A 15,333-nucleotide genomic window follows, 5' to 3' on the forward strand; every position below is an offset into this window, starting at 1 on the left:
AGAGTCTTCGCCCAAAGTTGTCACATCCGACCGCCTTGTCCCGTCTTGTCGGCGTAGCGCGGAAACCGCGGAGGGTCCGATGACCCAGCGTCATTCGCATGAACACCTCGAACGCCTGTCACGTGTGCGAAAAAACTGAAGGGCGCGTGTGCGGGGAGCGCGGGGTCCGCAGGACACTCGATGGGCAGGCTGGATGTCAGGTGATGATCATGCCACTGGTTGATGGCGCCGTGGCTCTCATACCGACACGCCTGGCGCGCGGGGTGTTCTTCCGTCGTCGTGGGGGCGAATGACGATGGTGCTGACGGTGTCGTTGCCCCAGACAGTGGTGTCCATCATCATCCACCCGTCGAGGGACGCCATTGTGAACTCCGGCACGAAGCGTGCCGTGGACAGCTCCGCCATATAACTTCGCAGCAGCTCTACTTCACTTGCGACGAAATCCCACTTATCGAGGAGGCGTACCTGAACCCACGCGATGTCGTCGTCCCCGGTGCCTGTTTCCCAGTATCTCGCATAGCAGACTGAGAGCAGGAACTCGCGGTCATCGTTGAAGAGCCCATGCTCAGTTGCCATCCGGAACCAGCCCGCATTGACCTTGTCAGGCATGTCCGCGTCGTCGACATCGGCTATTTCGTCCGGGTGGGAATCGAACCGGCCGTGCTCGGGGCCTGCACTCGCGGCGGAGTGTCCCGGTGGCAGCGGAGGCAGCCGGACGTCCTCTTGGTTCATCCGCTTGATGAAGTGGAGGCCGGCGGGTGCGAGCAGAGCGGCCACATCGGCATCGGTGAGCGTCACAGCCGTACGATAGCCCTAGGACTTGGATCTTGCCCTGCCCTTGTAAACAGAAGGCTTGGGGTGCGATTTCCCACGTTGGCTCTGTTGGAAATAGCCCCTGAACTGGTCGCCCATTCACTGCCATGGTCCGCAGCCGATCCGCTGGGGTCGCCTGGAGCTCCTGGATCCCTGACAAAGATTTCCCGATATGCCAGTATCTGTCGGGTGACACTGGGGGATCTTCGAAACCACATTCCCGGGTACCGGCTCATCGAGCCTGTGGGCCAGGGTGGTTTCGCTGTGGTCTACCGCGCCCTGCACGAGCGGGTCGGCCGCGTGGTCGCCGTGAAGATCCTCTCGGTGGCCGACCTCGACGAGCGTGCGCTGCGCAACTTCCGGCGGGAATTGGAGGTCATGGGTCGGCTGAGCGACCACCCCAACATCGTGGCCGCGCTGGACACCGGCACGACCACCAACGGCCGGCCGTACATCGTCATGGACTTTCACGAAGGTGGGAGTCTCTACACCCAACTGCGCGCGGCAGGAGCGCTCCCAGCGAACGAGGCGCTGCGGATCGGCGTGAAGGTCGCCGCCGCGCTGGCGGCCGTGCATGATGCCGGTGTCTTTCACGGCGACATCAAGCCGCAGAACATCCTCGTGTCCAAGTACGGCGAGCCGGCGCTGGCCGACTTCGGCGTGGCACGCATGCTGGACGTCGGGCAGCTGTCGTCCAACACGCTCATCTTCACTCCGCACCACGCCGCTCCTGAGGTGCTCAACGGCTTACCCCAGAACGTCGTCTCCGACGTCTACGCGCTCGGGTCGACTCTCTACCAGCTGCTGACCGGGCGTCCCGCCTACTATGACGCCGCCGATGTCGGGGTGGCCCCGTTGCTGCTCAGGGTGCTCAGGCAGCCGCTGCCCCCGCTGCCGGAGCCCGGCGTCCCCGCTCCGCTGCGTGCCCTCGTTGAGCGGGCGATGTCCAAGGAGCCGGACGCGCGGCCGCAGAACGCCTGGGCCTTCGTCGAAGAGCTACAGAAGGTGCAGCGGGCTCTCGGGCTCCCGGTGACCGAACCGGCGACCGCCATTCCGGCACCACTTCCCGCCGCCGTCACGCCCCCCGCACCGGCAGCGGCCCCTCCCCTTCGCGCTGGGCCTGCCGTAACGGCGCCCACGAGCGCACGCCGCAAGTCCCGCCGATGGATTCTCGCGACCGCTGCGGCGCTCACCGCGGTGGTCGCCACCGTGGCCGCGGTCAACCTGACCGGCGGACCCGCCGCGAAGGCGGTGCTCGCCACCACTTCTTCCCCGCAGCCCGTGGCCACCGGGCGCGAGCCTGTTACCCCTTCGCCGAGTTCGGCTGAACCCTCGGCGAGGTCCAAGAAGCCCACCCTCACCAAGGTGTTCGTGACAACGGACGCGAAAGCCCAGACTCCGGGTCAGACTTTCAAACTGAAGGTGACCGGCCGTCTGTCCAACGGGCGCGCGGCCAGCCTGTCGAAAGCCGCCTTCGACTTTCACAGCGCCGATCCCCGCGTGGCCACCGTCAGCCCCGACGGCCAGGTCACCGTGCTTGCCGCCGGCCGGGTCCGCATCACCGTCAAGGTGACCATGAACGGCGCGTCGCGGGTCGCCGCCCTCCCCCTCAGCATCGCGGCCTCGGCGACGCCCACCCCTTCCCCCTCGCCGAAGGCGGGTCCCCGGAGGCTGCGCGTGCCCGCCACGATGACCAATATGGTCCGGGCAGGCGGCTACTCCGGCGACGCGTACGCCGCCTGCATGAAATGCAAGGTCAAGACCGGGAACCCGGGCTACTACCGCGAGACCTACTTCCGCTTCGACCTCGGCGCCGTCAAGGTCAAGCCTGCCCGGATCGCCTCCATCGTGCTGCACGCCCACATGCGCGTCGAGGACGCCGGCGACGTCCAGGGAAGGGCTGTCGCGTACGCCCTTGGGAACGACTGGACCTCCAGGGTCACCTTCGACACCCGCCCGCGTCTGAGCAACAAACTCGGCGAGTTCCCGCCGGTGGATGAGGCCGGCGGCTGGGTGAAGCTGAATCTCACCGGCTACCTCAAGCCGAAGCTCGGCGGGCCGGCCAGCGTGGGGCTGGCCGAGAACGCTGGAGTAGGCGTGGCTATCGGCGGCCTCTCCTCCAAGACTGTCCCCTATCTCGAGATCACTACTCGCTGACGCCTCGGATGCGGCTATGGCTTTGCTATCACCGGACCCGGACGATCATGGATGGGTGTGGACTGGAATTGTCCGACCAAGGCGCGTGACCAGCATGTTCAGGCACCCACGGACGATCGTGGACATTCTTGAACTGTGCCAACAACTTCAACCAGAACTTCGACGAGGACCTGTGGCTGGAGCCGTTGCGCGCGGGGCGGCTCGCGCTGCCGATCGGTGAGACGCCTGAGCCGTTCATCGACGTGGAGGATGTCGCGGACGTGGCGGCGGAGGTGCTGGCGCGCGGCGGCCACAGCGGGCAGGTGTACGACCTGTCGGGGCCGCGCGGGCTGAGCTTCAGGGCGGCGGTCGAGATCAGCGCGGGGGCGGCGGGGAGGAGTATCGACTACGTCGAGTTGACGCCGGAGGTCTACCGTGCCGAGCTGGCCGCGTCGGGGTATCCGGAGGCGGCGGTCGCGGCGCTCGACGCGATGTTCGCCATGCACCGGGAGGGACACACGGCGGTTCCGGCCGACGGGGTCAGCCGGGTGCTCGGGCGCGCGCCGCGGCGCTTCGAGGAGGACGCAAAGCGGGTGGCCGCCTCGGGCGTGTGGTCGGGCACATCCTGACTGCGGCGGTCGGCAGTCCGGCCCGGCGGCTCATGGCCTGCGATCGGATCGCCGCTCGACGGCTCGCATGCAGTGGCGCCGGCCCCGATGGGACGCGGTTGGCGGCGGCACCAAAAATCGCGTCTGGCCGCAAGCGACTTCGGACATTTCCGGCCTGCCATAAACCGTCTGCAAGAAGACGGTCGGCACCTCCTATGGCGATGCCTCCGTTGCGGCACTCGCCGTAGGCGATTGACGAAGAGGGATATTCCTCGCTGGAACCCTGAAGAGCGCCAGATCGTGCCCGACCGGAAAACTGCGCCGTCTATGAGCGGGAGTATCGGGTATTCAAGGATCTCTATCGCCAGACCAAGGGCCTGATGGCGGAGCTGTCATGAGCGACAACCTCTTTCGCGCCGCGCTCGACGAGCTTGGCGCTGTGCTCGCGAAGATGGACGAAAGGCTCATCGATGCAGCCTGCCGGTTGATCGCCGACGCGAGAGCGATCGGCGTCTATGGCTGCGGCCGGGAGGCGCTGCAGATCAAAGGTTTTGCGATGCGCCTCTTCCATCTCGGCCTGCCGGTTGCGGTGGTCGGCGACATGACCATGTCGGCGCTGGGACGCGGCGACGTTTTCCTCGTCACCTCCGGTCCCGGCGAAACATCCACGGTGCTGGCGCTGATGCAAACGGCGAAGGCGGCGGGCGCGACGAACCTTCTGGTGACGGCTGAACCTGAGAGCAGCGCGGCAAAGCTCGCCGACTTCGCGCTCGTGATCCCGGCGCAGACCATGGCCAGCGATCAGGGCGAAAGGCAGACCTCCGTCCTGCCGATGGGTTCGGTCTACGAAGGCGCGCTGTTCGTGCTGTTCGAGGTGATGGTGCTGAAGCTCAGGACGCTGACCGGCGCCACGCGCGAGGCGATGCGCGCCAGGCACACCAACATGGAGTGAGCGAGCCGTACACGAAGCCAGCGCCGGCGATGACGAGCCTGAAGTGGTTGAGCAGTTTTGGTGGCCCTTGCAGGTCCTCGACGGAATGCAGCGCCGCGGCTTGCCGGGACGCGGCGCTGCAAGTCGGGCCGGTCAGCATAGGTCAAGAGCGATTTCCAGGCGCAGGTATGCGTCGACCCAGGCGTGCTCGGTCACCTGGTCACGGTCGCGGGTCAGCATCGTCGCGAAGGCCGTGACAGCCTGCGCGACGCGGTGCAGTCCGAGCACGGTCAACCGCTGTGCCGCGGTGGCCAGCCGGACGCCGTACGTCGGGGGCAGGTGGCACAGGCCGCGGTGGACCGCCTCGGCGAGAAGATCCCTGGTCTCGATCAGAGCCGCGGCGAGCGGTTCGCGCGGGGTGTCGTCGGCGGCGGTGAGGCTGGCGACGCTGCCGGTTGGCTGCAGGTCGGGGACGACGACCCGATCGCCGACTGCCAGACCGATCGGTTCGATGATGACGCTGCCGGCTGTCCGCCGCACGATGCCGCTGACGAAACGCAGCTCGCCTTCCTCGCCGGCGAGCACGGCGGCCAGCGAGTCGAGGCGCCCGGAGGCGGCGCTGGTGTGGGTGGCGGTGACGGTGGCGGTATTACCCGCACGGTCGATGATCACGGCATCGAGACGCTGGTCGCCGGGGGCGTAGGTAACGGCTTGCACCCGGGCGACGGCGACGACCCGGACCAGCTCCGCTTCGACCCGCGCGCGGATCGGCCGGGGTGCGAGGGCGTCGAGTTCGTGGGCGAGGGTGGCGAAGTCGACTGCCACCAGTGGTGGCGGCAGTTCATCCCAGGCGCCCCGTGACGGGCTGACGGTGCTCTTGGCGATCCGCCCGGTGGCCAGCCGCACCGTTCGGCTGGCGCTGCGGACGGCGGATTCGGTGACGAGGTTGCCGGCGGCGAGCACGGCCAGCGTGGTCGTGCCGATCCGCCGCCGTGACAGCGTCGCGCCATCGGCGTCGCCGTCCCAGTGACGGCGGAGCACGAGCACCATGGCGCTGGCGCTGTGGGCGAGGTACACCTCGGCGATCCGCTGTCCGCCGAGGGTCCGGATCCGGCAGCCGAGGCTGTCGAGGCGTGCCCGGCGCAGGGGTGTCTCGGCGGCCTCGGCGGTGCCCAGCACGCTGCTGCGCAAGGTGGCGTTCGGCCGGATCACCGCCCGGTGGCGGGCGTGCAGCTCGGCGATGTGGCTCGCGAGCAGCTCGGGACGGTAGTGGGCGCTGCGGTCGCGGTAGGAGGCCAGCTGCTCGGCGAGGTCGCCGACGGCCAGCAGCGGCCAGCGCAGTCCGGCATCATCGAGGTGACGCTGCACGTCGGCGATGGTGGCCTCGAGGCCCGGGCCGAGATGCGTCGCACCGTCGTGCAGAACCGTGCCGGCCAGCGCGAGCGCTCGCTCCAGCCCGGATCCGGTGCCGGCTTCGATGTCGCCGCCGACGTCGACCTGCACGTCGGATGCTTCGGGATGCTTGTCGTCGGCGGCCCGGAACGCCCACACCGCCAGGGCGATGACGTCGTCGCGGCTGCCGGCGACGGCGTCGGTGTGCACGAACCCCAGGTCGGCGGGTACCAGGAAGCGCACGGTCGCGGTGGCGAGTTCGACCTGCGGCACCGGGTCGGCGGCGGTGGCGCGGCGGATTCGGGCGGTGTATCCGGCCCGCTCGGTACGGCGGGCGGCGGCCATCAGGCGGGCGCCGATCCTGGCGGTGAGTTCGTCGTCGGTCACCTGCCCCGGTGACCAGGGCCCGGGCGGCGCGGCGGCCGGGCGTTCCTCAGCCGGCTGGTCGGCGCGTTGGTAGGCCAGGACCACGCCGATCAGGTGGCGGCAGATGCCGGTGGCGCCGCAGGTGCAGCGGCCGGCGTCGAGGCCGCCGGGGGGCAGGCTGGCGGTCGGGCCGTCGGGGAACTCGCCGTGCACTGTGCCGTCGGCGTCGGTGCGCAGCTGCGGCGCGGCGCTGACGAGTTCCTTGTCGGCGCGTTTGACCAGGCCGCGGTTGGTGAGCGCGGCGAGGGAGTCGGCGGTGAGCGCGAGCAGGTCGGTCCTCATCGGCCCACGTGCTCCGCGACGAAGGATGCCAGTTCGCCGGGTGTCATCGCGCCCACGTGCGCACCGACGTCGGCCAGGCGCTGCGCCAGCACCCGGTCGTAGTCGGGATTGGCCTGCTCGTCGAGAGCGGCCAGGCCCAGCACCTTGGTGCCCTGCTCGACCAGGCCGCGCACAATGCGCACCAGCCGGTGGGGATCGCCGCCCTCGTAGAAGTCGGAGATCAGCACGACGATCGCCCGCCGTGGCTGGTCGACCAAGCCGGCGCCGTACGCCGCCGCGCGCGCGATGTCGGTGCCGCCGCCGAGCTGGACCCTCATCAGCAGCTCCACCGGATCGTCGACATCGGCGGTCAGGTCGACGACCTCGGTGTCGAAGGCGACCAGGTGGGTGCGCACGCCTGGCAGCCCCCACAGGCACGCCGCGGTGACCGCCGAGTGGATCACCGAGTCGACCATGGACCCGGACTGGTCGACGAGCAGGATCACCTGCCACTGTTCGAGGTGGCGGCGGGTGCGGGTGAAGAAGTACGGAGTCTCGATCACCACCTTGCCGGTGTCGGGCTGGTAGCGGCCGAGGTTGGCACGCATGGTCCGGGTCAGGTCGAAGTTGCGAGCCTGCCGCAGCCGGCCGGGGCGTCGCGCCTTGGTGCCGGAGAACGCGGTCCGCACGTCGGTGGCGAGTTTGTCCATCAGCTGCCTGACGACCGTCTCGACGATCCGCCTGGCCAGCCGCAGCACCTGCGGATTCATCAGGTGCTTGGTGCGCAGCACCGCTTTGAGCAGCGCCGGGTTGGGTTCGATGCGCGCCAGCACGGTCGGGTCGGTCACCACGTCATGGATCTCGTAGCGTTCGACCGCGTCACGTTGCAGCCGCTCGACGGTCTCCTTCGGGAACAGCCGGGTGATGTCGTCGAGCCAGTCGACGGTGGTCAGCGCCGATTCGCCCGAGCCGCCTTCGCGGGGGCCACCACGCCGTACGCCGCGCCGACGCAGGTCGTCGTCGCGGCCGTAGAGCCAGTCCATGGCCGCGTCGCGGGCGGCTGTCTGCGGGTCGAGCTGCTGCCCGCCGAGGCAGGCGCGGCCGGGTTCGCCGAGCAGCAGGCGCCAGCGTTCGAGGATGGGGTCGGTCATGACGTGATCAGTCCCTCCCGGCGCAGCGCCGTGTCGACCCGCTCGTCCAGTGCCATGCCGGCCGCCACCAGCGCCGGTGTCGCGTCCAGCCGCATCAGGTCCGATCCGGAGGCGCCGCCGGTGCGCCGCTGGACCAGGCGGGTGGCGATGATGTGCCGTTCGCGGGGCGGGAAGTATTCGAACGCCTGGCGCAGCGCCGGCAGCGCGATCAGGAAGTCGTGGTCGGTCATCGCTCCCACCAGCTCGTCGAGCAGCTCCAGCATCCCGGGGGTGTGGAGCACCTCCTCGCGGGCGAGCGCGAACAGCCCGGCCAGCCAGTCACCCGCCGACGCTGGGGTGAACGTGCCGCGTACCGCCCGAGCGGGGTCCGCGACGGCCGTACCGCGCAGCGACCAGCCCAGTCCGAACGAGGCGCCGCGCAGGTCGGGTGGCGCCTCGTGACAGGCGGCGAGCCGATCGGCGGCCCCCAGCGCCGCCGGTGTGTCCAGTCCGAGCGGCGTCCCGGCGTGGGTCAGGGCGTCGCGGACGGCGATCAAGGCGTTGATCCGTTTGAGGTCGGCCGGTGCCGAGCCACCGCGCACGCCCTCGGCCAGCCACAGTGCCCGGCGGGTGGCCGCCGCGATGACCGCGCCCAGGGTGGTGCTGCGGCCGGTGTGGAATAGGCCGTCGTGGCGCCACATCGCCAGGACGACGGTGAGCGTGCGGCCCAGCGATCCCAGGTCGGCCGCCGCGCCGACGGCCCGCGCCAGGTCGTCCAGCACCTGCCCGGTCAGCTCGCCGATGCCGCACAGCGCCGCGTCGAAGAGCAGGTCGGCCAGCCGGTCCAGGTCCGCGGCCGTGGCAGTGATCCGTTCGGTGAGGGCGGCGGCCGCCGCCTCCTGCGGGTCCACTCCGTAGCCGCCGGCCTCGATCAGGGCGGGCAGGCGGTCGTCGGACTCGATCAGCGTCCATTGTTCGACCAGCACATGATCACCTGCCGGGTGCGGCCCGGATTCGCGTACCAGGCCGGGGATCGCCAGCACTCGCAACCGGTGCAGCAGCCGGCTGCGCTCGCTGTCGGCCTCCTTGCCAAGGTCAAGGCGTACCTCGCCGGAGCCGTCCAGCCCGTAGCGGCTCAGTTGCTCGACAACGGCGTGGACCAGCGGCGGCAGCGGAGTCGACGCGTGCAGCCGGCCGACCCGGTCACCGCTGAGCGCCGCAACCATCTCCACGATCACGGGATGGCTGCCGGCCTGCATCCGGCCGCGGGTCGCCCAGGGCAGCGGAGCCTCGAGCGCCTCGCTGACCAGCGCACTGGCCAGGCCGTCCAGCACGTCGACCCTGGCCGGATGCCGGTGGCCACGCACCAGCGCCAGACCGTCCGCGGTGGCCCGAGCGGCGATCAGGTCCGCGGTGGACACCGACTGGTGCCGTGCGCGCAGCCGTACCGTCACCGCCTCGGTGAGCTTGCGGGCGGCCGCGCGGGGACCGGACTCCCATAGGTGCTGGTAATAACCCGGCGACGGCATGCCCGACTGGTAGCCGTCGAAGGCGTCCAGCCGCCGGAACGAGTACGGCACCAGATAGCTGCCGACGACCGCGTCGGCGGGTGGTTCCGGCAGCCCCGGCCAGGTCCGGTCGCCTTGCTCGGCCAGCCGGATCAGTGCGGGGCGGTGGAAGCCGCCGGTGACCACGGCGACCGGCCGGTCGCCGGCGTCGGCGAGCGCGGCCCGGATCCACTGCGCCATGTACGCCTCGCGGGCCATGTCGTCAGGGCCGGGCTGCGCGTCGCCGCGCACCAGGTCGAAGTAGGTGGCCAGCCGTTCGGCCAGCCCGTCGGCGGGCTCCATCTCGAACAGGTGGTCCCACAGCGCGTCCACATTGTCGACGGCGAAGGTACGGCACAGCCGCTGGGTAACCTCGGCGTAGCGGCCCTCGGCGTCGGCGTAGCGGTTGCGCACCTCGGCCAGCGCCGGGTGCCAGGCGGGCAGGTCAATGAAACGCAGCTCGGCGCCGACGGCGCGCCCCGCGGTCAGCGCCGTCCACTCCGGGGAGTACTCGCACAGCGGCGCCCACGAGCCGTGCCGGCGCTGGGCGTCGCGGTAACTGGTGTACACCGCGACCGGCAGCTTATGCCCCAGCATCAGCTCCTCGAGCCGGCGGTTCATGTCGGCCGGGCCCTCGACCAGCACGTACGCCGGCCGCAGCGCCGTGATGGTGTCGGCGACCAGCCGTGCGCAGGCGGGGCTGTGGTGCCGCACGCCGAGGAAGGTGGCAGCCATCGTCAGCCCGGCAGCAGGTGACGGGCCTCGTACAGGTCCCGCCACTGGTCGCCGCGCCGCCCGGCGGCCTGCTGCTCCAGGTACCTGCGGAGTTTGGCCAGATCCTCCGGACTGTCCTTGGCCGCCGTGCCGGCCAGGCACGACACCAAGTCGGCCGCGGTGCCAGGCTCGCCGCGCAGGAACCAGCCGCGCAGCCCGACGGCGTGCGCGACCGAGACGGCCTCGGCGGTGCTCATCACCCCCGACAACCGGTCGGTGGCGTCACCCCGCAGGGTCTGTCCCTGGCGCAGCTCCCGGAACGCGGTGACCAGAACCTCCAGCACATCGCGTCGCGGCGGCGCGCCGACTCCGGAGCGCTCCAGGAGCGCTGTGGCCTCCGCCTCCACCAGCGACAGCTCGGTGTCGAAGTCGGCGATCGGAAAGACGGTCTCGAAGTTGAAGCGCCGCTTGAGCGCGGCGCTCATCTCGTTGACGCCACGGTCGCGGGTGTTGGCGGTGGCGATGACGGTGAAGCCCTCCCGAGCGAACACCATCGCCTCCGGGCCGGTCAGCTCCGGGACCGCGAGCACCCGGTCCGACAGCGGCGACAGCAGGCAGTCCTGCACCTCAAGCGGGCACCGGGTGATCTCCTCGAAGCGCACCACCTTGCCCTCGGCCATGCCGCGTAGCAGCGGAGCAGCCACCAGCGACCGAGTCGACGGCCCCTCGGCGACCAGCAACGCATAGTTCCACGAGTACTTGATCTGATCCTCGGTGGTGGCCGCACCGCCCTGGATGGTGAGCGTCGACGTGCCGCTGACCGCCGCGGCGAGCAGCTCCGACAGCAGCGACTTCGCCGTGCCCGGCTCACCGACCAGCATCAGCCCACGGTTGGTCGCGAGCGTCACCAGGGCACGGTCGATCAGTGACGGGTCGCCGACGAACTTACGGCTGACGCCCAGTCTCTCGTCGCCGATGACGAAGCGCCGGGCGGCTCGCAGGCTCAACGCCCAGCCCGGCGGCCGGTCACCGTCGTCGCTGTCACGCAGCCGGGCCAGCTCGTCGGCGTAACGCACTTCGGCCGGAGGCCGCTGGACGTGGTCGTTCATCGGATGAGCTCCTGCAGGTCTCGCATGATCTCGGAGGCGGTGATGGGATCGAGGCCGTCGAAGTCCTGCTTGGAGACCACTAGGGTCTGTTCGGGTTCCACGTCGATGTAGCCGATGGCGACGCCCGGATCGAGGCCGATCGTGACGGTCTTGCCACCGGGCACGTCCCGCTCGATCCACCCCTGCCAACCGGCATCCTGCGGATCGCCACGCCGCCAGCCGCGCCGCTCCAGGCCGAGCACCCGGCCGGTCGGGATCTTGGCGAACTGCTCTGTGTCGAAGTCCTCGGCCGAGGTGTATACCTCCCGACCCAGCTGCGGGAACGGCTGCAGGATCTCGTAGTCGGCGAACACCTCCGCCCAGGGGCTCAGCGTCTCTCCCAGTTCCAGCGGGTGTACCAGCCCGATGGCCACGTCGTCCGGCAAGGTCAGCGTCTCGTCCTCGACGTCGGCGAAACTGCGGTCCTCGGCGACCCGCAGCGCGCCGAGCAGCTTGCCCGAGGAGTCGTAGTAGCCCCACACCAGGCGCCGCACGATGTGCCACAGCAGCGGGTGGCCGACGAGCAGCCGCGTGAACTCCTCGACGCTCCAGCGTCGCTGCTGCACCATCGCCTGCTCCAGCCGGCTGATGTTGTCGGCGGCCACGGTGCGGACGTCCTTCTTCAGCCCGGCAAAGCGCTGGTAGGCCGCCGGCGCCAGCTCCGCGTCGTCCTTGGCACCCGGCTTGGGCAGGCTCTTCAACCGCTTGCCGCCGACGTCGACGACATAGGGCTTGAGCTGCTCGTCGAAGCCGACGACGAACTGCCTGCCGCCGTAGTCGAGGGTCAGGCTGCCGTCGGCGGCCAAGCCGAAGTCCGGCACCAGCCGGTCGGCCAGCTCCTGGGGCTGCAGGCCCAGCTGCGCGGCAACCTCGGCCATCTTCTGCTGAGCCCGGTTCCTGAGCCCGCTGAACTTGACCTTCTCGGCGATTCCGTGGAGGTGCATCAGCGCGACCTCGGTCCCGAGAGCGGCCAGGATGTCCAGGCCGGTGACCGCACGGGCGTGCCCGCCCTCACCGGGCCAGGCTCGGATCAGCGGTGTCAGCCTCCGGACGGTCTCGTCGTCGCCGAGCAGCCCGAGAGCGTCCATCATCCAGCTCTCCTTGGATGGATACCCGACCGCCTGCCACCGCTGGAACAACGCCCAGCCGAAGTCCGCGAGGCTGCGGCCGTCGCAGGCCTCCTTGACCAGGGCGATACCGGAGTACGGGTCACCGGGCCGGGAGATCGCCAGCATCGTCAACACATGGCGGGCGGCCTCGATCGACAGCGCTCCGGTACCGCCGCGCAGCTGGATCGGCGTCAAGATCGAGGGGTCGGCCCACTCGGGCAACACCGGCATCTTGTTGGGCAGCGCGTCGAGCGGGTCGGCGGCGAGCAGGTCGGCGACCGCGGCCTCGGCGACCGGGCCGTGACCCGCAGCAGCCTGCGTCACGGCATCGCGGTTGCTGCCCGCGGCCAGCACCGACAATGCCTGCTCGGCCTGCCGGCGGGCCGGACCGGGCTTGCCCAGCGCCGCCGGGACCAGCGCCCGGGCGGCAGCACCGGGATGCCGCGCCAGCCAGCCCAGTGCGGTGGCCCGCACCGACTTCAGCCGGGTCAGCCACTCCGCCATCAGCACGGCGATCTCCGGGCTGGCGAACGGGAGCAGCGCCGGAGCGATCGGCCCGGGATTCTTCCGGGCGCTGTCGACCGCCATGGGCAGCGCGGCCAGCTGGAACCTGGCGACCACCGCCCGCATCCAGTCCGAGGCACCCCACATATCGGGCGGGCGCCACATCTCGATCAACGGCCTGGCCAGTTCCTCCGGCCCGGCCACGAACAGGGCCACCTCCTCGTACCAGCCGTTACGGCCCTGCCGGGCATCGGCGATGTTGGTGGCGATCTGCTTCCAATCCCGACGGTAGCCATCGCTCCACCCCGATCCGGTGGAGCGCCAGGAATCCCGCTCGCCCGGCCCCCACACCACCGTCGGCTCGTCCGCACACACCAGATCGCTCACCACCACCGGCTTGCTTGCCGTACGCCGACGTGTCCACGGCGGACTGACCAGCACCTCGGGCAGGGCCTCAGGCGGCGCGGTGGCGACAGCCGCGGTGGTCGCGATGGCGCTGATCCTCTGCGCGGCGGCACCGCTCACGTCCGCCAGCACCTCGTCCACCAGGTCGGGATGGGCCAGCACGTGGGCACGCAGCAGGTCGCCCACGACCTTGCCACCGGCTGCGGCCAGCAGCCGCATCGCCCGGCGTGGGTAGCGGGCCGCTGCCCGCAGGAGCGCCGGCTGGCCGTACTTATGCTCGACCCGGTCGATCAGCGCCTGCATTGCCGCGTCGGTCGGCAACTCGGCGAGCATCGCCAGCAGCCGCCGCTGATCTTCCGCACCGTGGGCGTCGTCGAGCCATCCGGCCAGCACCGGTACAGCCGCGCCACCCATGCCGTCGACGACCGTGGCCGGCAGGGCGAGAGAGTGTGTCACGTAGTAAAGCCACACGTTACTCGCGATCAGCGCCGCCTGGTCCGGGGTGCTGATCGCGGCGACCAGGCCGTTGGCGAGACCCGGGTTGAGCCGGGCAGCTTCGGCGCAATCCGCCTCCACCCAATCGGTCTCGGTCGGGACCAGGTAGGAGGCGGCCACTCGTTGGTGCGGCCCCCCTTCACGACATCCGGCCAGCGCGGCCACTACCTCGGCGTACTCGGCATCCGACGCTGCCGCGATGGCGGTCCGGACCCGCATGGGTAATTCCACCCGGTTCCAGCCCCACCAGCGACCGGGGCCATCCGTCGCAGCGAGCCGCTGGATCGGCAGGGCGGGCTGCGTGCTGCTGTAGTAGTGCTGGTCATCCCCACATTTCAGCGAGCTCAGCTCGGCCACCGCCACCGCCGCGAACACCTGGCCGCGCTCTATCAACCAGGCCTCAGCGAACGCGTGCAGCGTCGTCGAGTCCTGCCAGTCCAGGTGCGCGCCCAACACTTCGGCGACCGTCGCGGCACCCAGCGGGGTGCTCGCCGGATCCCCTGCCAGGTATGCCGCGCCCGCTGCGGCGATCTCCGGGTCGGGGCACAGCGCCAGGCAGTCAAGGATCACCTGCCGATACTTGTCCAGCGTTGCGGCGACCTTCGACGGCGAGTCTGCGTCCAGCCGCTTCACGGTGACCCGCACGCCACCCCGCCGCGGATGGAGGCTGCGCACCCAACTGGTCGGCATCGTGAAGAGATCCTCATCGACAGCCCCGGCGGCCGCCGTACTGGACAGCTGCGCCGAAGCTTTGGGCGCAGGTGACGTCGCCTCCGCGGCAGATGTGTCGCCTTCGGTGTAGCCCTTGCGCAGCTTCTCGGCCACCAGCTTGTCGGCCGCGGCGGCCGCGGCGGCCGCGGAGGCGAACGACTTGACCTGCGTCTGACCGGCTGCACCAAGCCGTCCGTACCGGATGCTCAGCTCGGTGTCATCCTGGCTCACTTGCCAAAACTTCGCTGAGCCGCCGCCGACGTAGGTCAGCTTCCGTTCCGTGGTCATGCCGATACCTCGCAAGGGTCTACGTAGTACGCGAGCACGGTAGTGACAGATCTGCTACCTCACGCGCTCAGGGGTAGGGACAAGGTAGCCACCCGGACTGACAAACCCACTGATTGGGGAAGTCACCGACGCTCAGGTCGTTGAAGTGCAGAAGGCTCACGCCATAGATGCACGGTCTTGGCCGCATCTACGCGGATGAGACCCGAGGAGAGCCTTGCAACCCAGCCAGCAACACGAGTTCGCCGTATTCGTGGCCAGCCGATCGGACAGCCTGATCAGGCTCGCCTACGTCCTGACCAACGACCAGCACGCCGCGGAGGATCTCTTACAGACAGCGTTGATGAAGACCGCGGGCCACTGGCGGAGGATTCGCGGCAATCCCGAGGCGTACGTGCGCAAGGTGATGTACCACGAGCAGGTCGGCCGCTGGCGAAGTCCGCGCTGGGGGCGTGAACGCGTGGTCCCCGCACCTCCCGAGCAGCCGGTCGAGGACCGCACTCACGAGGTCGAGAACCGTCTCACACTGCAGCAGGCGTTGCGCGCCCTGCCGGTGCGCAAACGCGCGGTCCTCGTTTTGCGCTACTACGAGGACCTGCCCGAGTCGGAGGTCGCAAAGATCATGGGCTGCTCGGTGGGGACCGTCCGCAGCCAGACCCATCAAGCGGTCGCCCGGCTCCGCGAGCTGGTCGGCGAACACCTCATCCTGGAGGCCTGA

General features: G+C 70.0%; 10 protein-coding genes. 4 read left to right on the forward strand and 6 right to left on the reverse strand.

Annotation, left to right across the window (positions count from 1 at the left end; genetic code table 11):
- Positions 1-237: 237 nt before the first annotated feature.
- Entirely contained in the window at positions 238-798 is a 561-nt protein-coding gene (locus H4W81_RS39780) for a hypothetical protein (protein WP_192779508.1), read from the reverse strand.
- A gap of 60 nt (positions 799-858) precedes the next feature.
- Between H4W81_RS39780 and H4W81_RS39785 the strand changes: the two genes are divergently transcribed.
- From H4W81_RS39785 to H4W81_RS39795, 3 genes are all read left to right on the forward strand, one after another.
- Positions 859-2,970, forward strand: coding sequence for a protein kinase domain-containing protein (locus tag H4W81_RS39785; RefSeq protein ID WP_192779509.1), 2,112 nt, complete (start codon positions 859-861; stop codon positions 2,968-2,970).
- A gap of 128 nt (positions 2,971-3,098) precedes the next feature.
- Positions 3,099-3,578, forward strand: a complete 480-nt coding sequence (locus tag H4W81_RS39790; RefSeq protein WP_192779510.1) for a Rossmann-fold NAD(P)-binding domain-containing protein — start codon at positions 3,099-3,101, stop codon at positions 3,576-3,578.
- A gap of 373 nt (positions 3,579-3,951) precedes the next feature.
- Complete coding sequence (locus H4W81_RS39795; protein WP_192779511.1) at positions 3,952-4,509, forward strand: SIS domain-containing protein; 558 nt, start codon at positions 3,952-3,954, stop codon at positions 4,507-4,509.
- A 132-nt stretch (positions 4,510-4,641) separates the two neighbouring features.
- Here the strand turns inward: H4W81_RS39795 and H4W81_RS39800 are convergent, their stop codons facing one another.
- From H4W81_RS39800 to H4W81_RS39820, 5 genes are read right to left on the reverse strand one after another with little or no spacing between them, the layout of a single operon-like run.
- Entirely contained in the window at positions 4,642-6,588 is a 1,947-nt protein-coding gene (locus tag H4W81_RS39800; RefSeq protein WP_192779512.1) for a hypothetical protein, read from the reverse strand.
- Complete coding sequence (locus H4W81_RS39805) at positions 6,585-7,718, reverse strand: VWA domain-containing protein (RefSeq protein WP_192779513.1); 1,134 nt, start codon at positions 7,716-7,718, stop codon at positions 6,585-6,587. Before H4W81_RS39805 ends, H4W81_RS39800 begins: the two co-directional genes overlap by 4 nt.
- The gene (locus tag H4W81_RS39810) at positions 7,715-9,979 is read right to left on the reverse strand and encodes a DUF5682 family protein (protein WP_192779514.1); all 2,265 of its coding nucleotides are present in this window, start codon (positions 9,977-9,979) and stop codon (positions 7,715-7,717) included. The genes H4W81_RS39805 and H4W81_RS39810 overlap by 4 nt, the downstream gene beginning before the upstream one ends.
- Positions 9,980-9,981: 2 nt before the next feature.
- Positions 9,982-11,067, reverse strand: a complete 1,086-nt coding sequence (locus H4W81_RS39815) for an ATP-binding protein (protein ID WP_192779515.1) — start codon at positions 11,065-11,067, stop codon at positions 9,982-9,984.
- Entirely contained in the window at positions 11,064-14,633 is a 3,570-nt protein-coding gene (locus H4W81_RS39820) for a WGR and DUF4132 domain-containing protein (protein WP_225959015.1), read from the reverse strand. The genes H4W81_RS39815 and H4W81_RS39820 overlap by 4 nt, the downstream gene beginning before the upstream one ends.
- A 199-nt stretch (positions 14,634-14,832) precedes the next feature.
- On the opposite strand from H4W81_RS39820, the gene H4W81_RS39825 reads away from it, so the two are divergent.
- Positions 14,833-15,333, forward strand: coding sequence for a SigE family RNA polymerase sigma factor (locus tag H4W81_RS39825; RefSeq protein WP_192779516.1), 501 nt, complete (start codon positions 14,833-14,835; stop codon positions 15,331-15,333).

The organism is Nonomuraea africana, from assembly GCF_014873535.1.
Taxonomy (GTDB): domain Bacteria; phylum Actinomycetota; class Actinomycetes; order Streptosporangiales; family Streptosporangiaceae; genus Nonomuraea; species Nonomuraea africana.

Bases quoted from the DNA above. Each gene is read 5' to 3' on its own strand.
- H4W81_RS39800 (WP_192779512.1), bottom strand. From the start codon at position 6,588: ATGAGGACCGACCTGCTCGCGCTCACCGCCGACTCCCTCGCCGCGCTC.
- H4W81_RS39815 (WP_192779515.1), bottom strand. From the start codon at position 11,067: ATGAACGACCACGTCCAGCGGCCTCCGGCCGAAGTGCGTTACGCCGAC.
- H4W81_RS39795 (WP_192779511.1), top strand. From the start codon at position 3,952: ATGAGCGACAACCTCTTTCGCGCCGCGCTCGACGAGCTTGGCGCTGTG.
- H4W81_RS39805 (WP_192779513.1), bottom strand. From the start codon at position 7,718: ATGACCGACCCCATCCTCGAACGCTGGCGCCTGCTGCTCGGCGAACCC.
- H4W81_RS39810 (WP_192779514.1), bottom strand. From the start codon at position 9,979: ATGGCTGCCACCTTCCTCGGCGTGCGGCACCACAGCCCCGCCTGCGCA.